Source organism: Neotamlana laminarinivorans, from assembly GCF_020523925.1.
Lineage (GTDB): Bacteria > Bacteroidota > Bacteroidia > Flavobacteriales > Flavobacteriaceae > Neotamlana > Neotamlana laminarinivorans.
In genome coordinates this window covers 1-23,809 of the sequence record NZ_JAJAPW010000005.1, presented here as the reverse complement: position 1 = coordinate 23,809, position 23,809 = coordinate 1, and the positions used below count along the sequence as shown (strand labels likewise).

17 protein-coding genes and 2 tRNA genes are annotated in these 23,809 nt (G+C 31.1%); 7 read left to right on the top strand and 12 right to left on the bottom strand.

The features are described 5' to 3' along the window. Positions 1 to 84 precede the first annotated feature (84 nt). A complete protein-coding gene (locus tag LG649_RS12000) occupies positions 85 to 822 on the top strand; it encodes a TrmH family RNA methyltransferase (RefSeq protein WP_226544054.1) in 738 nt (245 codons plus the stop codon). 26 nt (positions 823 to 848) lie between these two features. Here LG649_RS12000 and porT read toward each other — a convergent pair whose 3' ends face one another. Together porT and ubiE are read right to left on the bottom strand one after the other, a co-directional pair. After that, positions 849 to 1,580: a type IX secretion/gliding motility protein PorT/SprT gene (gene porT / locus LG649_RS11995; protein ID WP_226544053.1), complete on the bottom strand. Its 732-nt coding sequence runs from the start codon at positions 1,578 to 1,580 to the stop codon at positions 849 to 851. A gap of 4 nt (positions 1,581 to 1,584) precedes the next feature. Further along, the gene (gene ubiE, locus LG649_RS11990) at positions 1,585 to 2,310 is read right to left on the bottom strand and encodes a bifunctional demethylmenaquinone methyltransferase/2-methoxy-6-polyprenyl-1,4-benzoquinol methylase UbiE (protein WP_226544052.1); all 726 of its coding nucleotides are present in this window, start codon (positions 2,308 to 2,310) and stop codon (positions 1,585 to 1,587) included. A 134-nt stretch (positions 2,311 to 2,444) separates the two neighbouring features. Between ubiE and trkA the strand changes: the two genes are divergently transcribed. Next, positions 2,445 to 3,794 (top strand): Trk system potassium transporter TrkA, encoded by a 1,350-nt coding sequence (trkA, locus tag LG649_RS11985; protein ID WP_226544051.1) that lies wholly within the window; start codon positions 2,445 to 2,447, stop codon positions 3,792 to 3,794. Between the two features lie 9 nt (positions 3,795 to 3,803). Further along, positions 3,804 to 5,297, top strand: a complete 1,494-nt coding sequence (locus tag LG649_RS11980; protein ID WP_226544050.1) for a TrkH family potassium uptake protein — start codon at positions 3,804 to 3,806, stop codon at positions 5,295 to 5,297. A gap of 3 nt (positions 5,298 to 5,300) precedes the next feature. Here the strand turns inward: LG649_RS11980 and LG649_RS11975 are convergent, their stop codons facing one another. Then, positions 5,301 to 6,422 (bottom strand): sensor histidine kinase, encoded by a 1,122-nt coding sequence (locus LG649_RS11975; protein ID WP_226544049.1) that lies wholly within the window; start codon positions 6,420 to 6,422, stop codon positions 5,301 to 5,303. Between the two features lie 179 nt (positions 6,423 to 6,601). Here LG649_RS11975 and rpsO point away from each other — a divergent pair, with 179 nt between their 5' ends. The 3 genes from rpsO (at position 6,602) to LG649_RS11960 (ending at position 10,802) form a co-directional block, all read left to right on the top strand. Further along, positions 6,602 to 6,871, top strand: a complete 270-nt coding sequence (gene rpsO / locus LG649_RS11970) for a 30S ribosomal protein S15 (protein ID WP_226544048.1) — start codon at positions 6,602 to 6,604, stop codon at positions 6,869 to 6,871. A gap of 187 nt (positions 6,872 to 7,058) precedes the next feature. Continuing rightward, positions 7,059 to 9,284: a polyribonucleotide nucleotidyltransferase gene (locus LG649_RS11965; protein ID WP_226544047.1), complete on the top strand. Its 2,226-nt coding sequence runs from the start codon at positions 7,059 to 7,061 to the stop codon at positions 9,282 to 9,284. A 147-nt stretch (positions 9,285 to 9,431) separates the two neighbouring features. Then, the gene (locus LG649_RS11960; RefSeq protein WP_226544046.1) at positions 9,432 to 10,802 is read left to right on the top strand and encodes a glycosyltransferase; all 1,371 of its coding nucleotides are present in this window, start codon (positions 9,432 to 9,434) and stop codon (positions 10,800 to 10,802) included. 420 nt (positions 10,803 to 11,222) lie between these two features. Here LG649_RS11960 and LG649_RS11955 read toward each other — a convergent pair whose 3' ends face one another. The 9 genes from LG649_RS11955 to LG649_RS11910 all read right to left on the bottom strand — a co-directional run bounded on the left by LG649_RS11955 (position 11,223) and on the right by LG649_RS11910 (position 22,341). Further along, positions 11,223 to 13,874 (bottom strand): fibronectin type III domain-containing protein, encoded by a 2,652-nt coding sequence (locus LG649_RS11955; RefSeq protein WP_317197663.1) that lies wholly within the window; start codon positions 13,872 to 13,874, stop codon positions 11,223 to 11,225. 475 nt (positions 13,875 to 14,349) lie between these two features. Next, positions 14,350 to 14,424 (bottom strand) — tRNA-Pro (locus LG649_RS11945). 99 nt (positions 14,425 to 14,523) lie between these two features. Then, positions 14,524 to 15,504 carry a thioredoxin-disulfide reductase gene (gene trxB, locus LG649_RS11940; RefSeq protein ID WP_226544045.1) on the bottom strand — a complete coding sequence of 327 codons (981 nt, stop codon included), beginning with the start codon at positions 15,502 to 15,504 and terminating at the stop codon, positions 14,524 to 14,526. 145 nt (positions 15,505 to 15,649) lie between these two features. Further along, positions 15,650 to 17,779, bottom strand: a complete 2,130-nt coding sequence (locus LG649_RS11935) for a peptidylprolyl isomerase (protein ID WP_226544044.1) — start codon at positions 17,777 to 17,779, stop codon at positions 15,650 to 15,652. A 137-nt stretch (positions 17,780 to 17,916) separates the two neighbouring features. Then, positions 17,917 to 19,206 carry a hemolysin family protein gene (locus tag LG649_RS11930; RefSeq protein WP_226544043.1) on the bottom strand — a complete coding sequence of 430 codons (1,290 nt, stop codon included), beginning with the start codon at positions 19,204 to 19,206 and terminating at the stop codon, positions 17,917 to 17,919. Continuing rightward, positions 19,207 to 19,401 (bottom strand): hypothetical protein, encoded by a 195-nt coding sequence (locus LG649_RS11925; protein ID WP_226544042.1) that lies wholly within the window; start codon positions 19,399 to 19,401, stop codon positions 19,207 to 19,209. It lies immediately after the preceding gene. Between the two features lie 65 nt (positions 19,402 to 19,466). After that, positions 19,467 to 20,027: an LPS export ABC transporter periplasmic protein LptC gene (gene lptC, locus LG649_RS11920; RefSeq protein ID WP_226544041.1), complete on the bottom strand. Its 561-nt coding sequence runs from the start codon at positions 20,025 to 20,027 to the stop codon at positions 19,467 to 19,469. Next, a complete protein-coding gene (locus LG649_RS11915; protein ID WP_226544040.1) occupies positions 20,027 to 21,388 on the bottom strand; it encodes a hypothetical protein in 1,362 nt (453 codons plus the stop codon). The genes lptC and LG649_RS11915 overlap by 1 nt, the downstream gene beginning before the upstream one ends. A 221-nt stretch (positions 21,389 to 21,609) precedes the next feature. After that, positions 21,610 to 22,341 (bottom strand): type III pantothenate kinase, encoded by a 732-nt coding sequence (locus LG649_RS11910; RefSeq protein ID WP_226544039.1) that lies wholly within the window; start codon positions 22,339 to 22,341, stop codon positions 21,610 to 21,612. 171 nt (positions 22,342 to 22,512) lie between these two features. Between LG649_RS11910 and LG649_RS11905 the strand changes: the two genes are divergently transcribed. Continuing rightward, positions 22,513 to 22,585, top strand: a tRNA-Phe gene (locus LG649_RS11905). Positions 22,586 to 23,809: the final 1,224 nt, after the last annotated feature.

Sequence of the window (23,809 nt, the reverse complement as noted above, 5' to 3'; positions counted from 1 at the left end):
CTTTTAAAAGAAAAAATTACTTAATTAAGTAATCAAGTAACATAACTTATTAATATTTGCAATTCTTAACCAGAATACATTACTATGCTTTCAAAAAGTCAAATAAAATTAATAACTAGTTTAAAGCAAAAAAAGTATAGACAGCAACATGGTTTATTTGTTGTTGAAGGCTTAAAAACTATAAACGAATTGCTTCAGTCTAGTTTTGAGCTCTTCAAAATTTACACCACAGAACACAACAAATTTGATGCCAATAGTTACAATACAGACAAGGAAATAGTAATCACTTCATCTGAATTAAAACGTATTAGTTTTTTATCTTCACCCAACACTGCTTTAGCTGTTTTTAAAATACCCTCCTTTAAAAAACCTGAAAATTCTGGATTAATTCTTGCCCTTGACGACATTGGAGATCCTGGAAATTTAGGTACTATTATTAGACTTTGCGATTGGTTTGGTATTAAAAATCTAATTTGTAGTAATCAAACGGTAGATTGCTACAACCCTAAAGTTATACAAGCAACAATGGGATCGATAACTAGGGTAAATGTTAATTATGTAGATTTACAGGAGTATTTAAAAAATACTAACTTACCCATTTATGGTGCTTTTATGGAAGGTGAAAATATTTACCAGAAACAAGATTTAAATAACGGAATTTTGGTTATGGGTAATGAGGCAAACGGTATTAGCACAACTATTGAAGCTTTTATTTCAGAAAAAATATCTATACCACGGTTTGGTAGTTTACAAGCAACCGAAAGTTTAAACGTTGCTACAGCAACAGCTATTTTATTAAGTGAGTTTAAACGAAGAGATTAAACGTACAATAATTTTTGTTAGTGTTTTTATTGAAATGTGAAATTTATAAATACGCCACGAGTTTTCATACTAGCAATATTACTAGTCCACGGGCTGTTTGGGTCTTCGTCTCTTACTAACTCATCACTAAGGGCAAAAACACCTCGTACCGATGGTGTAAATTTAAAATTATGTAAATAAAAATCTATACCAAACCCAAGCTCATAAAAAAAGGCATTTTTAGTCATTCTAAACTGTCCACTACTATTATCTTCTGGGTTACTTTCGTTGCTAGATAAATTAATAGCTGTAGAAACACCACCAACTACAAATGGCTTAAAGTTATTTACACGCTTTGTAGAAACTTTTAATAACAACGGAAAATGTATGTAGGTTGATTTTACTTCACGAACCAAATCATGGCTTCCTAAGTCTGCAAAATCTTGAAAATACTCTTCGCTATAATTTAACTCTCTGGTGGTTATAACCAACCCTGGCTCTAAACGTAAATCTAAAAACTTATTAATTCTTAAATTTCCAATAAGTCCTACATTAAAGCCTGCAGTTCTTTTAACATAAACATCGCGTAAATCTTCGTAATAATCAAAATTAAAATCGTACGAACTTAAACCTAAGTAATAGCCCCAACGTAGTAAATTATTATCGGTTGTTCCTCTTCCTTGATTGGCATCATAGGTTACTTTTTCCTTTTTAAAAAGTTGTGCTTGAGAATTTTGAATAACAAATAAAAACGCTACAACTGCAAAAAAATGCTTCATATTATCACTTCGATGATTTATAAATAGTTGCCACACCCAAAGTTTGTGGAAAATCTTTAACATCTATAAACCCAATTTTTCGCAAAATATTGTTTAACGCTTCTCCGTAAGGAAAAACAGAAGCCGATTCGCTTAAATATTTATAAGCACTTCTATCTTTAGAAAATATTTTACCAATCATTGGCATTATATGTTTTGTATAAATATTGTACCCTTGTTTAAACGGTGTTTTGGTTGGCACAGAAGTTTCTAAAATTACAAACGTACCTCCAGGTTTTAAAACTCTTAAAATTTCTTTTAATCCATTTTCTAGAGTTTCAAAATTTCTAACCCCAAAGGCTACTGTTATAGCATCAAAACTATTATCTTCAAAAGGCAAATTTTCACTATCGCCTAAAACCATATCAATTTTATTCTGTAGGGCTTTCTTTTTTATTTTTATTTTACCCACCTCAAGCATACCTGCACTAATATCTAATCCTACTATTTTTGAGGCCGAAGTTTGCGATAAATTAATAGCTAAGTCTCCTGTACCAGTTGCTATATCTAAAATAGAATCTGGCTTAGCTGCCTCTACCATTTTTACAACTTTTTTACGCCACTTAACATCTATACCAAAAGAAATTACACGGTTTAACCCATCATAATCTTCAGAAATAGTATCAAACATTTTTGCTACCTGTTCTTTTTTTCCTAGGTCGCTATTTTTATAAGGTTTAACTTTTAACAAACTATATATTTTTTATGCAAAGATAACCTTTTATAAAACTAATGCACAAAGGCTATTAAGGAATTATATCGAATTAATTTTATTCAAAAAACCTAATTGTACTATATTTGCACTACTTTTTATTATACTGGAAAATGAAAATAATTATTGCAGGTGCTGGTGAAGTAGGATTTCATTTAGCCAAATTATTATCTTACGAATCGCAAGAAATTACGCTAATAGATGTAGATAAAGATAGCTTAGCCTATGCCGATACGCATTTAGATATTAAGGTTATTCGAGGCGACTCTACTTCTAGAGCTATTTTAAAGGATGCGCAAGTAGAAAACAGCGACCTTTTTATAGCTGTAACCTCAAGTGAAACAACTAATATTACGGCTTGTGTTTTAGCTAAACAATTAGGTTCAGACAAAACCATTGCTAGAATTACAAATACAGAGTTTATTAGGCATAAAGAAGAGTTAGGCTTTACCAAATTTGGTATAGACGAGCTTATATCGCCAGAATCTTTAGCTGCATCAGAAATTGAATTATCTCTTAAACAATCTTCTTTTACAGATGCTTACGAGTTTGAAGAAGGCGCTTTAAAAATGGCTCGAATTGTTCTATCTCGTTCGGCTTTATTTGTTGGTAAAACAGTTAAAGAAGCTGCTAAAATTTTCCCTGAAATTCATTTTGTTCCTATTGCTATTCAACGTTTTGGGGCACAATACACAATTATTCCTAGAGGTGATACCAAATTTCAAAAAGGGGATACCGTAGTTTTTATAACTACAGAAAACGGAGGCGAAGAGCTATGCCGATTAACCGGTAAAGCTAACCGCGACATTAAAAACGTAATGGTTTTAGGTGGAAGCAAAATAGGGTTTAAAACCGCAAGAGATTTAGCTGAAAAAGGTTTTAATGTTAAACTTTTTGTTGAAAATAAAGAACGTGCTTTTGATATTGCTGACGATTTACCCAAAGTTCTTGTAATACATAGCGATGGTAGAAATGTTCAATTATTAGATGAAGAAAACATAAGCGACATGGATGCCTTTATTGCTGTAGGTGAAAACTCTGAAACTAACATTATGTCTTGTTTAGTAGCTAAGTCTAAAGACGTAAAAAAAACGGTAGCTTTAGTAGAAAACATGGACTATTTTGAGTTATCCCAATCCGTTGGTATTGAAACTTTAATTAATAAAAAACTTCTGGCTGCTAATAATATTTTTAGATATATTAGAAAAGGTGAAGTTGTTGCCATGACAAAGCTTAACAACATGAATGCTGAGTTGTTAGAATTTGAAGTTAAGGCATCATCTGAAATTTGCAACAAATACATAAAAAAATTAGATTTTCCTCGATCTGCCATTATTGGCGGCGTAATTCGAGATGGTATAGGACAAATTGCTCTTGGTGATTTTAAAATTCGAGAAGGCGACCGTGTAGTAGTTTGCAGCTTATTACAATCTATTAAAGGCGTAGAAAAATTATTCCGCTAAAACCTCAAAATGAAACTTAATTACAAAATCATTTTTTACTTTTTAGGCTCTCTATTATTGTTTAATGGGGCGTTTATGCTACTATCTACTCTAATAAGCTTTCTTTATAAAGATGGCGTAACTGGCCAACTTGGTTTAGCAGGTATTACCACTTTGTTTCTTGGTGTTATTGTTATGTTTTTTACAAAAAATCATATTAAAGAAATGAATAAACGCGAAGGTTATATTGTAGTAACTTTCGGTTGGATAATAATGTCTTTATCAGGTTCTTTACCTTATATCTTTACAGATAGCATACCAAATTTTACAAATGCATTTTTTGAAACCATGTCGGGTTACACCACTACGGGTGCTTCTATTTTAAATGATATTGAAGCCGTACCTAAAGGCGTATTATTCTGGCGTAGCTTAACACACTGGATTGGTGGCATGGGTATTATTGTATTGGCAATCGCCATTCTACCGCTTTTAGGCATTGGTGGCATGCAACTTTTTGCTGCTGAAGCTCCAGGCCCTAGCGCAGATAAACTTCACCCAAGAATTACAGATACAGCAAAACGCTTATGGCTAATTTATTTTGGATATACCGCAGCAGAAACTTTATTTTTAAGTTTAGCAGGTATGTCGTTTTTTGATGCTATAAACCATGCGCTTTGTACACTATCCACCGGAGGATTTTCTACAAAAAATGCTAGTGTGGCTTACTGGAACGACCAACCTATTATTCAATACATAATAATCCTATTCATGTTTTTAGCAGGAACTAATTTTGTATTAAGTTATTTTGCTTTCAAAGGAAAAATTCAAAAGGCGTTACGTGATGAAGAACTTAGGTTATATTTTAAATTTATATTAATTTTTACCATCATAGCATCTGTTATTATCTATTTTAAAGCCGATTTAACAGAGTCTTCTATTAATCATCCGATGGTTTGGGGAAAAGCAGAAAGTGTTTTTAGGCATGCTTTATTTCAAATCATTAGTGTAATTACAACTACTGGTTTTGTTTCTGCAGATTATACCTTATGGACTCCATTTTTAATGGTATTCTTTTTTGGCATTATGTTTCTTGGAGGTTCTGCAGGAAGTACATCTGGAGGTGTAAAAGTAGTACGCCATTTAATTTTAATTAAAAATGGATTTTTAGAATTTAAACGTGCATTACACCCAAACGCTATTATACCTGTTCGATACAATAAAAAAGCTATTGAAGGCGGTATTGTATTTAATATTTTAGGCTTCTTTATTCTGTATATGCTATCGTTTATAATTGGAGCCTTGGTGTTTTCTATGTTTGGTATAGATTATAAATCGGCAATTGGTTTAGCCGCATCTACTTTAGGAAATGTAGGACCAGCTTTAGGAGATTTTGGACCTGTAAATAATTACGCCGCCATTCCACTTTTAGGGCAATGGTGGGCCTCGTTTTTAATGCTAATAGGGCGTTTAGAGCTCTTTACAGTACTTATATTGTTAACTCCTTTTTTCTGGAGAAACAGGTAGTAACTACAAAATAGTTTCAGCATTTTTAAGAAAAACATTAAATGTGGTTCCTATATTTACATCACTTTCAACAGTAATTTTGCCTCCCATTGATTCTACTTGTGTACGGGTAATAAATAACCCCAAACCAATAGCATCTTTATTTCTATGAAATGTTTTATACATTTGAAAAAGCTCTTTACCATGTGCTTCTAAATCTATACCAATACCATTATCTTTTATAGAAAAAACTATAAAATTATTTTCTGTATAGCTAGATAATACAACCTTACCTTGTCTTTCTTTACTTCTATATTTTATAGAATTCGTTATAAGATTTAATATTATACTATCTAAATAAGCAGGTATAGCTTTTAAGTGATGATCTGGATTAATGTTATTAACTATTTCAAAGTTATTCTTTTTAAGTATTGCACTAACGTTGTATATAGCATTTTTAACATACAACTGTAAACTTAACGATTTCATTTTAGTTTCGGAGACTGCTCGAATTTTGGCTATTTCAGACAAATGGGAAACCGTTTCATTTAAATTAAGGATAGATTCTTTTAAATATTTAAAATTATCATTTTTTAAAATTAGATTCGCATCTTCCTCTTCAATAAATCCAAATAAAACTTCTAGATTTGATGCGTGAGTTCTTAAATTATGGGTTATAATATTAGCAAAATTAGACAATCTGGAATTTTGTTCTTTAGCTACATCAAGCATAACTTCAAAATCTTTATTTGCAGATTTTTGATTAGAAATATCATGAATTTGAGATATGAAATGTAACGGTTTTCCAAGTTCATCCTTAACTAATGAAACTGATAAAAGTGCCCAAATAATATGACCCGCTTTGTGAAAATAACGTTTCTCCATTTGGTAACTTTCAATCTCATTATTTAATAGAGCATGCATTTGGGAAAGATCTTTATCCAAATCATCCTTATGAGTAATATCTTGAAACCTTATTTTGTATAATTCCTCCTTAGTATAGCCAAGAGTTTTTTCAATGCTGTCATTAACCTTTATCCAATCGCCCTTTAAGCTAACAATGGCAATACCTCCGTTAGCATAATTAAATATACTTTCAAAAATCTTATATGTATCAAGCTTTACGCTTCTTTCCTTACTAGCCATCGCATGCCAAATGTAAAAAAATTTAACATAAAAAAGTTACCGTTTGTCGTTTTTTAACAAGATTTATACTACTTATAAAAAAACCACAAATAAGTAAATAAAAAAGCAATTAATTAATTATATTTGCCGCTTGAAAGAAAGCCTTTCATGTACATAAAAATCATTTTTAAAATATTAGCATGTATTTAACTAAAGAAGTAAAAGAAGAAATCTTCGCAAAACACGGTAAAGGGTCAAACGATACTGGTTCTGCAGAAGGTCAAATCGCGTTATTTACGCACAGAATTAACCATTTAACAGAACACTTAAAAAAAAATCGTAAAGATTTTAACACAGAGCGTTCGTTAGTAAAGCTAGTAGGTAAGCGTCGTTCTTTACTAGATTATTTAATTAAGAAAGATATTTTAAGATATCGTGCTATAGTTAAAGAATTAGGTTTAAGAAAATAATTAAAAAAGAGGCTTCGCGCCTCTTTTTTTAATTTATATACACTCGTTTCGGGCGAGTATAACTACCGAAATTGAAGAAGCTTTTACAGTTTTTCATTGGTCTACAACAACAACTACACAACAACACAACGACCATTGTTTAACATGTTTCAAGCTAAAGTAAGCTTGAAATAAGAATTAAAATTTTATGATTCCACAAACATTTAAAGAGGTTATAGACCTTGGTGATGGTAGAGAAATTTCCATCGAAACTGGAAAACTAGCAAAACAGGCTCACGGCTCTGTTGTAGTACAATCTGGAAAATGTATGTTATTATGTACAGTTGTTTCCAATTACAAATCTGCTGATGTAGATTTTTTACCATTAACAGTAGATTACAGAGAAAAATTTGCCGCTGCGGGTAGGTATCCTGGTGGTTTCTTCAAAAGAGAAGCAAGACCAAGCGACGGTGAGGTTTTAACAATGCGTTTAGTAGACCGTGTTTTACGTCCACTGTTCCCAAAAGATTACCATTCTGAAACTCAGGTAATGATTCAGTTAATGTCTCACGACCCTGAAGTTATGCCAGATGCTATGGCAGGTTTGGCTGCATCTGCTGCTATTCAACTATCAGACTTCCCATTTGAATGCCCAATTTCTGAAGTAAGAGTTGGTCGTATCAATGGTGAATTTATTATTAATCCTTCTTTTTCTCAGTTAGAAGAAAGTGACATCGATATGGTTATTGGTGCTTCTGCCGATTCTGTTATGATGGTTGAAGGTGAAATGGATGAGATTTCTGAAGAAGAAATGACTGAAGCTATTAAATTTGCTCACGAAGCTATTAAAGTACAATGTGAAGCACAAGTAAAATTGGCTGAAGCCTTCGGGAAAAAAGAAGTTCGTGAATACGAACCAGAAAGAGAAGATGAAGAATTAGCTAAGAAAATACACGATATGGCATACGATAAAGTGTATGCTGTTGCTAAAGCAGGATCATCTAAACATGAAAGAGGTGCTGCATTTGCAGAAATTAAAGAAGAAATTATCGCTAGTTTTTCTGAAGAAGAAGTTGAAGATTACGGCGGATTAATTTCTAAATACTACTCGAAAGCAGAAAAAGCAGCTGTACGAGATTTAACATTAAATGAAGGTTTGCGTTTAGATGGACGTAAAACTACAGATATTAGACCAATTTGGTGTGAGGTAGATTATTTACCATCTACACACGGTTCTTCAATATTTACTCGTGGAGAAACTCAAGCTTTAGCTACAGTTACCTTAGGTACAAGTAGAGAAGCAAACCAAATAGATATGCCATCATATGAAGGTGAAGAACGTTTTTATTTACACTACAACTTCCCTCCTTTCTCAACTGGTGAAGCACGACCAATTCGTGGAACATCGCGTCGTGAAGTAGGACATGGTAACTTAGCACAACGCGCCTTAAAAGGCATGATTCCTGAAGATTGCCCGTATACAGTACGTGTGGTTTCAGAGATATTAGAATCTAACGGTTCTTCTTCTATGGCAACTGTTTGTGCAGGTACAATGGCAATGATGGATGCTGGTGTGCAATTAAAGAAACCTGTTTCTGGTATTGCAATGGGATTAATTTCTGATGCTGATTCAGGAAAATACGCTGTATTATCTGATATTTTAGGTGATGAAGATCACTTAGGTGATATGGACTTTAAAGTAACTGGTACTGCAGACGGTATTACAGCTTGCCAAATGGATATTAAAGTAAAAGGCTTATCATACGAAATTCTTGTGAATGCTTTAAAACAAGCACGTGATGGTCGTTTACATATTTTAGGTAAAATTACCGATACTATCAAAACTCCAAATGCTCAAGTTAAGGATCACGCACCAACAATGATTACAAGACGTATTCCTAACGAATTTATTGGAGCTTTAATTGGTCCTGGTGGTAAAAACATTCAAGAATTACAAAAAGAAACTGAAACTACAATTGTAATAAACGAAGATCCAGTAACAGAAGAAGGTATAGTTGAAGTTTTAGGTGTAGGTTCTAAAGGTATTGATGCTGTTTTAGCTCGTATTGATGCTATGTTATTTAAACCAGAAGTTGGAAGCATTTACGAAGTAAAAGTTATTAAAATGTTAGATTTTGGTGCAGTAGTAGAATATACTGAAGCTCCAGGAAATGAGGTTTTATTACACGTAAGTGAATTAGCTTGGGAACGTACAGAAAACGTATCCGATGTTGTAAATATGGGAGATGTTTTTGATGTTAAATACTTTGGTATAGACTCAAGAACGCGTAAAGAAAAAGTTTCCAGAAAAGCTATTTTACCAAAACCAGAAGGTTGGGAAGAAAGACCTAAACGCGATAACAACCGTAGTAAGGATAATAAAAATCGTGACCGTCGTGACGACAGAAAACCAAGAAACAATAACAGAGACTAGTATTGTTTTATAAATAGTTAATAAAAGCCTCAATTAGAAATCTAATTGAGGCTTTATTTTAGAGCTATGTTAAATAATTCTAAAATATAATCTAAATAACAACTCGTAGCGTAAATGATGGTGTAAGAAAAAATCACAATCAACGCTATGCTATCAAATTTACAATCTACAAGTAATAAAATTAAATCAGGGAATTATTCAAACCTAATAGTTCTAACTAGTACATTTTTACTCATCTTGCTAGGCATCTCATTTTTTTATGTTTTTCATGAAGACTTTATAGAATTTAATGAGCAAAGACGTAGCTCTACTCTTGGTTACTCTTTTCTAATAATTGCTTCTGCCCTATTTATTTATAAGGCTTTCTTTTTTCTATATATGTTTTTCAAATATTTTAAATACAAACCTATTGAAGCTGTAAGCAATAAAGAATTACCAAAAATTACCGTAATAGTTCCTGCTTATAATGAAAGTCGACAAGTTTTTGACACTTTAATGAGCTTAAACAAAAGTGATTACCCTAAAGATAAGTTTCAATTAATTTCTGTTGATGATGGCAGTAAAGATGACACTTGGCAATGGATGCAAAAAGCAAAAGCTATTTTAGGTGAAAACTTAGAGCTTCACCAACAACCAAAAAACATGGGTAAACGCCATGCGTTATATTACGGATTTAAAAAAGGAACGGGAGATGTTTTTGTAACTGTAGACAGCGATTCTATTGTTACAGAAGATACTTTAAAAAACTTGGTAAGCCCATTTATAAAAGATAAAAACTGTGGAGCTGTTGCTGGAAACATTAGGGTATTAAACAATAGCAAAGAATTGCTTCCAAAAATGCTAGACGTAAGTTTTGTATTAAGTTTTGAGTTTGTTCGATCTGCAGAAAGCACACTAAAATCGGTTTTTTGTACTCCTGGAGCTTTAGCTGCATATAAAAAAGAATCTGTATTAAATTGTTTAAACGATTGGATTAATCAAACCTTTATGGGACAGCCATCAGATATTGGTGAAGATCGTGCCTTAACTAACATGATACTAAAACAAGGAAAACATGTACTTTTTCAAAGAAACGCAGTAGCTTTTACCAATGTACCAGATAAATACACTGGTTTATACAAAATGTTTATACGTTGGGGAAGAAGTAATGTTAGAGAATCTATTGAAATGTCTAAATTTATTTTTAAAAACTTTAGAAAAGGAAATAAATTAGGTAGCAGGTTATTGTTTATAAGCCACGTTAGTGAGTTAATAATGAGTTTTCCGTTTTTAATTTTCATGCTATTTTTTGTTGCTGTACATCCACTTTTATTCCTAGGGTCTACATTGGTTACTATTTTAATTTACTCAACATTTTCAGTAGCATTTTATTCGTACAGATATAAAATTAAAGAAGCTATTTGGGCATATACCTACAGTATTTTATACACGTTTAGTTTATTCTGGATTACACCTTATGCTATTGTAACTGCAAACCGAAGAGGTTGGTTAACTAGAGGTCTAGCTGAAAAAAAGTAAAAATTTAATAAAAATAAAAAAAGCTGTAAAACATTAGTTTACAGCTTTTTTTATTTTTATTACAATTAGGCTAAGACTCCAAATTAATAATAAACCTATCTACCTATGGTATATTTTTATTTTTCCTATATCGCTGAAATTTCAACTTGTTTTTAGGCGTCTTTTAAGTTAATATTATCTCAATTCACCTTAGCTTAATATATTTGAAAAAATTATTTCAAGGCTAAATAACAAAACGCAATAAACAATTGAAAGAACTTTAATTATTTTATTTGGAATAGCATTTATAGCTATTATAAAGTATTTTGTTTTAATTTCTGTCTGCCCATTATACACAAACTAAATAAGGTAGATATATTTATAAAATACACCTACCTTATTGATACAAGCATCTGTTAAAGTATTAAGATTTAAATTATCTTAATTTTTCATCACTTTTTTAGATTCTATAATTTCACCATTTTTATTAAATAGCATAATTATATATATTCCATCTTCAATATTAATATCGTACAGAACTTCGCCATTAGAAGACTCAATATTTGATTTCTCATAAACTAATCTTCCATAAATACTAAATATTTTTATTGACTGCTCTGGGGTGTTTGTAGTATCATCTATTTTAACAATTAAGTTAGTTTTAGATGAACTTGTATATGCAATAATGGATGATTGAATACTTTTATTTGAAGATGTTGGTAAAAAGTCTGGCCCTTGACCATCATTATAATCTGAACCACTACCGTCTTCACATTTTGCTCTAATTTGCCATTCGTAAGTAGAACTTGTATTAACATCAGTTAATGTTACACTCCCTGTATTAATACTCTCTACGTATCTCCAATCGGAATCTCCTGTTTTCTTATAGCGTACGTTATAGTGGTCTACACTAGAATAGTAATCCCAATTTAAAGTTACACTATCACTCGTTAAATTGCTAACATATAGTCCTGTTGGTGTATCACTACATGATGGAGTTACAGAGATTTCATCTGAAGATGGTGGTAAAAAGTCTGGCCCTTGACCATCATTATAATCTGAACCACTACCGTCTTCACATTTTGCTCTAATTTGCCATTCGTAAGTAGAACTTGTATTAACATCAGTTAATGTTACACTCCCTGCATTTATACTTTCAACGTATCTCCAATCGGAATCTCCAGTTTTTTTATAGCGAACATTATAGTGGTCTACACTAGAATTATAATCCCAATTTAAAGTTACACTATCACTCGTTAAATTGCTAACGTATAATCCAGTTGGTGTATCACTACAAGCTTCTGAAGATAAATCAGATGTCGTTTTAAAATTAGGTCCTGAACCATCTAAATAATTAGATCCAGTCTCATCTGCACATTTTGCTCTAATTTGCCATTCGTAATCTGTAGCCTCATTTAGGTCTGTTAAAATAACACTTTCTACTCTAATAGAAGATTTAGTAATCCAGGTAGAACTACCTACCTCTTTATATCTTACATTATAGTGATCTACAGTAGTATCAAAACTCCAACTTAAAGTTGCCTCGGTTTTCGATACGTTAGTTACTGTTAATTCTGTAGGAGCTGATGCATTACAGTTTGTTTCTGCTGAAGTTGTTTTAAAGTCTGGACCTTGAGCATCTGAATAATCAGAACCAGTATCATCAGCACATTTTGCTGTAATTTGCCATTCGTAATTTGTATCTTCATTTAAGCCTGTTAAAGTAATGTTTCCTGATGTAATAGAAGATTCAATTACCCAAGTAGAACTACCAACCTCTCTATACCTAACGTTGTAATAGTCTACGGTATTATCTAAATTCCAGCTTAGAGTTGCTTCGGTTACCGATACGTTAGTTACTGTTAATTCTGTAGGAGCAGATGCATTACAGATTGTTTCTGCCGAAGTTGTTTTAAAGTCTGGACCTTGAGCATCTGAATAATCAGAACCAGTATCATCAGCACATTTTGCTCTAATTTGCCATTCGTAATTTGTGTCTTCATTTAAGCCAGTTAAAGTAACACTTCCTGCTGTAATAGAAGATTCAGTTACCCAAACAGAACTACCTACTTCTCTATATCTAACGTTATAGTGATCTACAGTAGTATTAAAATTCCAGCTTAAAGTTGCTTCGGTTTTCAATACATTATTTACTGTTAATCCTGAAGGAGCGGTTAGACTACAAGTAATTGGTGTAACAATAGCTTCATCTGCATGATCTACATACATATCATAAACAACTACTTCTCCATAATTATCAGGATCGTCTGTATCATCTCCTTCTTTTGAAGGATTACTTTGTGTGTAATTACCAACTTTAAAATAAGCATCATCATATTCAATATCCATTAATACAGCATCACCATCATCTTTCACTAAATAAGAGGAGGCTGTACCGTTTTGGTATGCTGCTTTTAAATTACCATCTTCACTATAATATACATAGTGTTTATCATCTAGTACTTCAAAAATAACCTCATGCAAAGTTCCTAATTGATAATTATTAGTAATTGTTACATCACTTCTTAAAACACCTCCATTAAAACTTAAAAAAAGATGTTTATCTTCAAGTCTTACAACCAAAGCATCATCAATTCCTTCAGATTTGTTTCCATGAATTTGTGTTGCCACTAATTCGTTTACATTAATAGGTAGGTGAGTAATTGCTTGTTTTACGTAAATAACATGCCTACCTTCTGTAGTCCAGTATTTATCTGAATCTCCATCAATTTCTCTTTCTCGTAATTCAGAACGTATGTTGTTAGAGTTTGGAGTAGTACCATTATCAGATCGTACAGGGGCATAAAATACAATTCCATCATTAGAAGAATTTACATAAAAAAACTCATTGTTATCTTCTCCGCATAAGGTTTTATCTTCTTCACTAGTCGGATAAGTGATTTTCCATTGTTCGCAATGCGCATAAGTAGTATTATTGACTGTGTTAGAATTCCATGCATTTAATAAATCAGAAGGCACCAAATCACTTTGAGCCTGAACTTGACTAATGAATGTAACTGATAACAACAAACCAATAATAAAGCTTTTTAATGGTTTCCTAAGGTGTCTTTGGGGACATAATTTTTGTTTCATTTTGTAGGTTTTATTTATACAAAGAGATTTACGACTAAAGCCGATTTTTAGATGACGAAATACATATTTATATAAATTTTAGTACAAAAAACATCGTTCTGTTATTCTTATAACAAAACCATAACGATATATTGTTAAGAAATAAGATTAAATAACTTGAATTATCTAGTTGTAATTTTAAAAGAATACATTACAATTAATATCAAAAAACTCCTACATGAACTAATCTCCTTCTTTTATTTAAAACAAAAAGTTGTATCGACGAGTTTAATTTTAGGTAACGTGTGTATGAAGTTGTGTTTTTTAAATAGCAATAAACTAGTTAAACAAATAAATATCAATACTTTTGCAAATATCTCAAAAAATTAAACTGAAATTATATCGCTTTAATTTGATTTCAAATAAAAGTAAAAAACAAAAAACACCGATAATAATATAATTAACAGTGTTTTGGTTATACCTATTTTTAGGTTAGTCGGGATGACAGGATTCGAACCTGCGACCACACGGCCCCCAGCCGTGTACGCTAACCGGACTGCGCCACATCCCGATTTTAAGTGCTCAAAGAAAATAATTTTTTTTATATGTACAAAACAAAAAAGGTAGTCTTTAAAAAACTACCTTTTTTGTTTATTTATAACTTTGTTTGTTAGTTATACGTAGAAGTAGAAACTTCAAACGAAGCATCTTTAGCTGCTAAGTAGCGTTCTGCATCTAATGCTGCCATACAACCTGTTCCTGCAGCTGTAATAGCTTGTCTGTATACGTGATCTGCTGCATCACCAGAAACAAAAACACCTTCTATATTTGTTTTAGATGTTCCTGGTTTATTTATAATGTAACCTGTTTCATCTAATTCTAAATAATCTTTAAAAATATCTGTGTTAGGTTTGTGCCCAATTGCAACGAAAAATCCGGTTATATCTAATTCTTGTTTCTCTTGAGTTTTGTTATTAAATACACGAACTCCATTAACTACTTGTCCATCTCCTAAAACTTCTTCAGTTTCAGTATTAAACAAAATTTCAATGTTGTCGGTATTTTTTACTCTATCTGCCATAATTTTTGATGCTCTAAACTCATCTTTACGAACAAGCATGGTTACTTTTTTACAAAGTTTAGATAAATAGTGTGCTTCTTCACATGCTGAATCTCCTGCTCCAACAATTACAACTTCTTGGTTTCTGTAAAAGAATCCGTCACATACAGCACAAGCCGAAACTCCTCCACCTAATTTTAAATATTTTTGCTCAGAATCTAAACCTAAATATTTAGCAGAAGCTCCTGTTGATATAATTACAGTATCGCAATGAATTTCTTTAGTTTCGTTTACCCAAACTTTATGTACACCTCCAGAGAAATCTACTTTAGTAACCCAACCATCTCTAATATCGGCTTCAAAACGCTGTGCTTGTGCTTGTAATTGTAGCATCATTTCAGGCCCAGTAACACCTTCTGGATAACCTGGAAAATTTTCAACTTCGTTAGTAGTTGTTAACTGACCACCTGGCTGAGTTCCTTGATATAATACTGGATTCATATTCGCTCTAGCTGCATAAATAGCAGCGGTATAACCCGCAGGCCCAGAACCAATAATTAAACATTTTACTTTTTCTATTGTGTCTGACATATTGAATTTCTTTTTAGATATTACAAAAGTAGTTTTTTTGTTAGAAACCTAACAACTAAATTATAAACAGTTCTTATTAATTAATAATAAATAGTTATAAAAAAAGCCTCGTGAAACGAGGCTTTAAATATGAATAAATTCTTTTTTATTGAATTTGAATCTTAGCACGGTTATCTTCTATATCGGCAGATTCTTTTAAAGCATTGTATAATTTACTTGCAACCGCACTTGCTTTTTGTTGTTCAACACGATTAGCTGAAGCTTGGTAATTTTCTAATTCTACTGCTGGTGTTATTTTAGTTACTTGTACCATATAAACACCATTTACTCCTTCTATAAGTCCTGAAGTTTCACCTTCGCTTAATCCAAAAGCGGTTCCAACCACTAAAGGCTCTCGACCTGCTCCAGAAATTGTTGGTGTTTTCATGTTAATACCTGTAGCTGTTCTAACACTTGTTCCTTCTGCAGAAGCTAAAGCTTCAAGCGTATTGGCTTTAACTCTTTCACGAATAATTTCTGCTTTCTTTTCTTTTTTAATTTTAGGAAGAACAGTTGCTGTAGCCTCTTCAACAGACATTAATCCTGCTTTATGTTTAGCTACTAATTGTGCTATTACGTAACCTCCAGTTATGTTAAAACGTTTTACATCTCCAACTTCTGCTTCTACATCAAAAGCCCAACGCACTATAGGGCGTTGGTTTCCTATTCCTGGAATAGCTTCATCTAAAGCTTTTATTCCATTTACAGGTTTTACAGCATATTTGTTTTCTTTGGCAATAGCATCAAAATCTCCCTTTGCAGCATTTATTTCAAAGTTTGATGCATCTCTAAACAGCTTATCTGTGGTTTGTTCAGACGGCTCTATTTTTCTTGCTATTGTTCCTACTTGAATAGCTTTCTTTTTATTTTTTTGACCTTCTATTTCAATAATATGATAACCGAAAACAGTTTTTACAACCCCTAAATCTCCAACGTTACCTTCGAATTCGAATGTATTAAATTCTGGAACCATAGTGTTGTATGGGTGCCAATCGTAACGTCCTTCTTTAGTTAGACTTCCTTGGTCTGAAGAAAACGTTGTAACAAACTCAGAAAATTTAGATTTGTCTGCTTTTAATACGGTTAATAAGCTATCTGCAGTAGCTTTTGCTTGAGCATCGGTTTGAGTTACATCTGGTGCTGCACTTTGTGCTCCTATAAATGGTATTAAAATGTGACGTACTTTAGCTGAGTCTGGTATTTGTTTTACAGCAATTACTTTAGATATTTTAAAATATCCGTTGTCTTTATAAGGTCCGTAAACTTCTCCTTCATTTAATTTATAAATACTATCTGCAACTGCTGTTGGCAGGCTATTTTTGAATATAAAACGCTCGTCAAATTTAATATCTGAAGCTGCTGTATGATTTATATAATCTGCATTAGTTTTAACCTTTGAAAAAGCAACAACAGTATCTTTTCTTCCTGTTTCGTCAACAAATCTTCCATTTTTATATGAAGTTAATTCCTTGATTATATTGGTTTCGTCCTCAACTGAAGCTACTTCTTTAAATTCTACAAAACGAATATCTCTTGAAGCTTCAACTTGAAATTGTTTTTCATGATCTTTAATATAGGCAGATATTTCAGATTTAGTTACAGTAACTGTACTGTCTGGTATTTTACTGTAAGGAATCTGTACATATTTTACATCTACTTTATTACCTTCTAATTTATGTTCTAATTTCCCTTCGTTTAAGGTGCCTGTTAAACCTGCTTTTACTAAGTTGAAATAGTTTTGTTGAAGCGCGTTTGCTGCTACTTGATTTTCATAATTAATCCAGCTTTGGTAACCAGCTTCAGATGTTTCTTTTAAGTTTGCGATGTATTCATTTAATTTGTTTTCATCAAATAAACCTGCTTCATTTAAAAATTCTGGACTAGAGGCTAAAGCGGTTTTAAGTAAATCTCGCATTTGGTCTTTCTCTACAGTAATACCTAAAGCATCGTATTGTGTTTCCATAACAGCTTGACGTACTTCTTGACTCCAAACTTGATTCATTACCTGAGAATTGGTTGCATTTGGTCCCATTTGACGTTGAAGTGCTTCTACTTTTTGAAGAAAGTCTTCACGAGAAATTTCTTTACCATTAATTGTCGCAACTATATTTTGCGACTTTGAAGTTAATGCATCAGTGTTTTTAAACAAATCTGCTAATACAAAAGAAAATAACGCTAATGCAATAATTAATATTAAAATTAGTGAGCGTTGTCTTATCTTATTTAAAACTGCCATTTGAAAATTTGATTTTTTTAAACCCTTTTTTTACCTAGGATTACTTATTAAGTTGGTTGCCAAACATTATATCTAGCAAAAATATCGTGCGCGAAAATACCATTTTCTATTCAATAATAAAAGTAGTAGCTATTATTTTAATTTTCATCTAAAACTTTAACTTCAACTAGGTCTATTTTAGTATTTGAAACTTCTAAAATAGTAAACTGAAATTGTTCTATTTTAACTACTTCGTTTTGCTGTGGTATTTCTTCTGTGTGATTAACAATTAAACCACCAAGGGTTTCGTAATGTTCGCTTTCGGGTAAATTTAATTTGTAAGTTTCGTTAATGTAATCGACTTCAAGACGTGCTGAAAATTTAAAGGTTTCGTTGTTAATTACTTCTTCTATTAAATCAATAGAATCATGTTCATCTTCAATCTCACCAAACAATTCTTCAACTATATCTTCAACCGTCATTATACCAGATGTACCACCATATTCATCCAAAATTACAGCAATACTTTTACGTTTTTTTGTTAGTACACCTAATACATCTTTAATTAATACGGTTTCTGGAACAAACTCGACAGGAAGCATCATAGCTTTTATACTTTTAGGTTTTTTAAACAGTTCAAAAGAATGTACGTATCCTAAAATATCATCAATAGTATCTTTATACACTAAAATTTTGGTACAACCTGTTTCTGTAAAAAGAGCACTTAAATTTTTAATAGAGTCGTTAATTTCTACAGCTATAATTTCGGTACGTGGCACCATAACCTCACGTGCTTTTACATCTGAAAACTCTAAAGCATTTTGAAATATTTGAATTTCGGAATCTACATCATCAGTCTCTTCAACAGATTCCATTTGTTCACTTATATAATTTCCTAACTCTACTTTTGTAAATGCCATTTGTATTTGGTCGCCTTCAGTTTTAAAAAGGTGTTTTAAAATAATATCCGAAATCCAAATAATAAAATCTGATATAAAAGTAAATAGCATATAAAATAGATATGCTGGTATTGCCAATGCTTTTATTAGCGTATTAGCATATATTTGAAAAAATACCTTTGGTAAAAACTCGGCTGTAATTAATATTACTAAGGTTGAAATTATAGTTTGTGATAGTAAACTTAAATCTGTGAGTAAGTAGTTTAAAAAGTTACTACTAACTGGTAATAACGACTGAAACCAATTTACTAATAAATCGCCCATAAAAAACCCATAAATTACTAAAGCTATATTATTACCAATAAGCATAGTAGTAATAAATTTTGAAGGTTTTGCCGTAATTTTGCTTAAAATTTTTGCTAATACACCATCTTGCTTTTTTTCAATTTCTATATGAATTTTATTTGATGACACATAGGCAATTTCCATGCCTGAAAAAAAGGCTGATAATATTAAGGAAGCTATTATAATAACAACGTAAATACTCATTTACTTTGAGTTATCTCTATTGTCGTACTTTTTACTAAATTTTCTTCTGAAGAAAAAAATAAAAACAGCTAAAACTGATAAGCCAATAGATATGTAGGCTCCTGTTGGGTTATTTCCAAATTTTGTGAAGGCATCCCAAAGAAATAAGACTGCAAATACTAAATAAGCATATTGGAATATTTTATAATATTTCATGAATTGAAACGAATTATTTTATGCGGCAAAGATACTTAATTTTGAAGAATGCTAAGCGAAAGTTTTTAATCTTCTTCCTGTAGCGTAATTATACCTGTTACCTCTAGTACTTCTGCGTTAGTGAACTTTGAGTTAGAATCGAAACCATTACCATTTATAAGGTCTTGCTCGGTTTTAAACGATACGGGCTTATTTGTATACAACCACTCTTTACTTTGGTCGTAATAGAGTTGATCGGTTTTTAAAACTCGGTTATCATGTGTTGTTATTACCACGTTACTGCGCATATCAATTAAATCGGTTTCGGTATAAACATACGCATAATCTGCAACAATAGTACTTTTACGATTCTCGTTATCATAAATATATAAAGTTGCTCCGTCGGTAAATTCATGAAACGGGAAGTCTCTGTTAGTATAATCGAATAACTTGGTACTTATTAAGTTTGCTTTTACTCTACCAGAATCTGTATATTTTAAGTTAGAATTATACTCTTCGCCAATAGGTTCGTTTTCTGAAATTCCTATTTTCTGAACGTTTGATAAACTATTATTACAAGAAAAAAACATAGCCACAGCTGCTGCTATGACTATGTTTTTAATTATATATTTATTTTTTTTTACCATTAAATATTTGGCACTTTAACTGAAGAACCAATCCAACAACCTATTTTAATAGTTTCTCCTGCACGACCAGAACTAAAAACATCTTGCTTAGAAGGCGCAAGGGCAGTATATCTTTCTACAGATTTAGACCCCATACTACCAGCTTTTTTTGCTTCATCTGCTGCTAACCAATATACAGCTCTTTTATTAAACTGAGTATCCCCACAACTATTGGCACTAGATGCATACATGGCAGCTATAGAAATATGTGGTGATTTATCAGATGGATTTAACTTTAAAGCTTGTCTATAAAAAGATCTAGCTTGCCCATATCGACCTTTACCTTTAAGTTTTAAACCAATACGCTTGTTTAATTTAGCTTTTTTAAAGTCGTCTGTCTCTAAACTAATAGCTTGCTTATAAAAAGCTATAGCTCCGTTTGAATCTCCATCTTTATCTTTTAATATACCTAAATAATAAGCAGAATTAGCAGAAGGGCTTAACTCGTGATATGCATTTACTAACTTAAAGAATAAAGGATCGTCAGTACATTCCTTTTCACTCATTTTACCAGCTGCACGTTGTAACCAAACAGCATTATCTTTGTTTGCTTCAAAATCTTTTTCGTAAAGAGGAATTAAATTATCACAGTTTGCTCTATCTCCTAATTTACTATCAATACTTCCTGAAACTTGATCGTAGGCATTTAAATAACTTTCATAATATCTTTTGTAATTCTTTTCTTTACTGGTATAGGTTTTTCCTGTAGAATCTTTGGCTATAAGTTTATTTAAAGATTCAGAGTAGTTTCCTACTTCTTCTTCAACTTTTTCAACTACATCATCATATTTATTAAATAAATCGGCAGCCGATTTCTTTTTAGCATCATATAAATCAACCATTAAAGAAAAATATGTATATAAGCTCTTAGGGTTTTTAAACGACGCTTTATCTTCTTTAAAAGCGGCATCGAAAGCAGCGTATAACTCTTCGTTTGTTTTACCTAGCTCTTTTCTATTATCATATAATAATTGACCTGCTTTAGCAGCATATTCTCCTTTAGGTGTTTTACTTGCAAAATGCTCTGCGCGTTGCTCCCAAAGTTTTAATAAATCGTTTATAAAAGCAACTTTTTCTGCTCCTGAAGAATTATCTATTTTATGATTTAGAATTTTTTCTCCATCTATATAAATTGCATTGTTAAATTTTGGGCAGGTATTTCTAACGGCCATCCAGGGCTCGTATGCTGCATCATAATTTTTAGCTTTTACATACTCATGAAATATTGATAGCTTCGCCATGCATTCTTCATTTTGTTGAGCAAACCCATAGTTTAACCCAACAAATAAAATTGCTAATAATAGTGTAAATTGTTTCTTCATGATAATTAAATAAATTTATGCTGTTAGTCGTGTTTTATTTTCCATAATTTATCGCTCAAAGATAAGGTTAATTAGAAACTATCAAAACACTTGTTTATATTAAACTTTAGCTTAAAATTAATTCATTAATAATTTATAGTCTAAAATTCCTTTTTCATTAACATATTACCAAATTACGTGCCAAAAAATTTCAATTTATATTAAATTTTAAATTAGAATTACTAATTAGTTAATTTTAAATCTAAAAAATAATTAAGTCCTTCTAATAAAAAATCTGGTAATACAGTAACTTTTGTTTCTAAATTTTCACACAAAAATTCACAGTCTCCTCCTGTTAAAACAACTTTTAAATCTTTATAATTAATTTTATACTTATTAACAACACCTTGTAACTCACTTAAAACGCCATGAACAATACCAGAATGAATGGATTGCGTTGTTGAATTACCTATAATATGCTTAGGCTTTTCTGGTTTTAACAACGGTAATTTAGCTGTAAAATTATGCAAGGCTTGGTAACGCATTTTCAAACCTGGTGAAATAGCGCCTCCTAAATACTCATTTTGGTTATTTATAAAATCGAAAGTTATACAAGTTCCTGCGTCTATAATTAACACGTTTTTGTTTGAAAAGTGTTTTATTGAAGCTAAAACTAAAGCTAATCGATCTACCCCCAAAGTATATGGTGTTGCGTATAAATTTTTAAATGGTAATATTGATGAAACCGACAATTCATGCAATTTAAAATTCTGATTTAAAAATGTTATGCTGTTTGGTTGAAGTTTTCCTACGGAAGAAATTATAGCTACATTAGTATCTTCATAAGTTTCTTTAATTTGTGCTACAGCGCTAAAAAACGTGTTTTCTGTAATTACTTGCTTAAATAATAAAGTTCCATTATTGAAAATAGCTAGTTTAATAAAAGTATTTCCAACATCTATAATTAATTTCATACCGTAAAATTGGCAGTAAATTTATAAAACACGAAAATAATAATACTTGACTTTAACATAAATTATTAAAATTCAAATAAATATAATTTAACTGAAAAATAATTTAAATTTTTTGCAATTTTATTTTGGCAAATAACAAAATTGAATATATATTTGCAACCGCTTTAGCGAGGTACCTTAGCTCAGTTGGTAGAGCAAAGGACTGAAAATCCTTGTGTCCCTGGTTCGATTCCTGGAGGTACCACAAAAAAATCCCGAAACATTTGTTTACGGGATTTTTTTATTATATAAATTATTTTCCAATTTGCATACCAACATTAACTAAAAAGCAATCTGTAGAGACTCCTTCCAATAAACCAAAACCTTTTCTATATTTAATATCAAAGAATGGCTTTTTACTTTTAATATTAACCGTTTTTAGTCCAAATCCAATATCAATTATCAATTTTTGAAAGAGGACTTTATTCAAATTCTTCTGACGATCTTTTATAAACAGATAAAAATTTAACTTCTAAATCTCGATTATATTCATATGCTAAAGAATAATTAAAAAAAACACCTATTGAAAGTATGGGATTAAATTTTCTTTTATTTGGCAATTCATATTTAAACAGATTATCATTATTAAATCCATATTGTTCATAATTAATATTATTATAATAATTTGTACAAAATATTTCTTCTGTATAGATATTAGATTTAGTTTGTTTAAAGTAAGAGAAAACACCCTCATATTGTAAAAAAGCTTTTCATTCAATCTAGTAAGATGAATTTTATAATATACTCCTATTGCTGGTGCTATTGAAAAGTTAAAGTTACTATTCCTAAAATAATACTCATAAGTTACATTATTATCTGAAATAGAGAACACATTAAAACCAACAAGTAAACCAAATTTGTTTTTAATTTTTGATATTGATTTTTCATAAACTAAACATATTTGGCCTAGGCAAACTTCATTATGATAGTCCTTCGTAATATCAATTAATGATTTATCTTTTAGCGCTATATTTTAAACGTTTTTTATTATTCTAGGAACTTTCCTTGAAAAAATGTTTTAACGCTCCTATATATTCCTTATTTTCTTTAATATAAGTTACACCAACAATTAATACAGTTTTCTCATTATTTTTCAGTTCATATAATACATCATTACCTTTTGAAACGTAATAATGATCTCCTTTATCTTCTCTATAATAATAAATATTATTAACCCCATTTACTAGATACTCTAAAATTTAACACCTAATTATTTACTTAAAATGCTAACCATAATCAACACATAAATATTCTTTATTTTTAATAATGTGCAAGAAAAAGTCAAATTTTATATGAATGCTTAACTATATAAAATCTTAAATATTATTAAAAAGGGAATAAAAACAAAAAACCCTTCACAGTGTTGTGAAGGGTTTAAAAAAGGCGGCGACCTACTCTCCCACGAGTGTAGTACCATCGGCGCTAATGG

What these genes read in the sequence shown, in the direction of transcription:
- LG649_RS11980 (WP_226544050.1), top strand. Translation starts at nt 3,804, where the DNA reads ATGAAACTTAATTACAAAATCATTTTTTACTTTTTAGGCTCTCTATTA.
- LG649_RS11910 (WP_226544039.1), bottom strand. Translation starts at nt 22,341, where the DNA reads ATGAAATTAATTATAGATGTTGGAAATACTTTTATTAAACTAGCTATT.
- rpsO (WP_226544048.1), top strand. Translation starts at nt 6,602, where the DNA reads ATGTATTTAACTAAAGAAGTAAAAGAAGAAATCTTCGCAAAACACGGT.
- trxB (WP_226544045.1), bottom strand. Translation starts at nt 15,504, where the DNA reads ATGTCAGACACAATAGAAAAAGTAAAATGTTTAATTATTGGTTCTGGG.
- LG649_RS11930 (WP_226544043.1), bottom strand. Translation starts at nt 19,206, where the DNA reads ATGAGTATTTACGTTGTTATTATAATAGCTTCCTTAATATTATCAGCC.
- LG649_RS11925 (WP_226544042.1), bottom strand. Translation starts at nt 19,401, where the DNA reads ATGAAATATTATAAAATATTCCAATATGCTTATTTAGTATTTGCAGTC.
- trkA (WP_226544051.1), top strand. Translation starts at nt 2,445, where the DNA reads ATGAAAATAATTATTGCAGGTGCTGGTGAAGTAGGATTTCATTTAGCC.
- porT (WP_226544053.1), bottom strand. Translation starts at nt 1,580, where the DNA reads ATGAAGCATTTTTTTGCAGTTGTAGCGTTTTTATTTGTTATTCAAAAT.
- lptC (WP_226544041.1), bottom strand. Translation starts at nt 20,027, where the DNA reads ATGGTAAAAAAAAATAAATATATAATTAAAAACATAGTCATAGCAGCA.
- LG649_RS11965 (WP_226544047.1), top strand. Translation starts at nt 7,059, where the DNA reads ATGATTCCACAAACATTTAAAGAGGTTATAGACCTTGGTGATGGTAGA.
- LG649_RS11960 (WP_226544046.1), top strand. Translation starts at nt 9,432, where the DNA reads ATGCTATCAAATTTACAATCTACAAGTAATAAAATTAAATCAGGGAAT.
- LG649_RS11915 (WP_226544040.1), bottom strand. Translation starts at nt 21,388, where the DNA reads ATGAAGAAACAATTTACACTATTATTAGCAATTTTATTTGTTGGGTTA.
- LG649_RS12000 (WP_226544054.1), top strand. Translation starts at nt 85, where the DNA reads ATGCTTTCAAAAAGTCAAATAAAATTAATAACTAGTTTAAAGCAAAAA.
- LG649_RS11975 (WP_226544049.1), bottom strand. Translation starts at nt 6,422, where the DNA reads ATGGCTAGTAAGGAAAGAAGCGTAAAGCTTGATACATATAAGATTTTT.
- LG649_RS11955 (WP_317197663.1), bottom strand. Translation starts at nt 13,874, where the DNA reads ATGAAACAAAAATTATGTCCCCAAAGACACCTTAGGAAACCATTAAAA.
- LG649_RS11935 (WP_226544044.1), bottom strand. Translation starts at nt 17,779, where the DNA reads ATGGCAGTTTTAAATAAGATAAGACAACGCTCACTAATTTTAATATTA.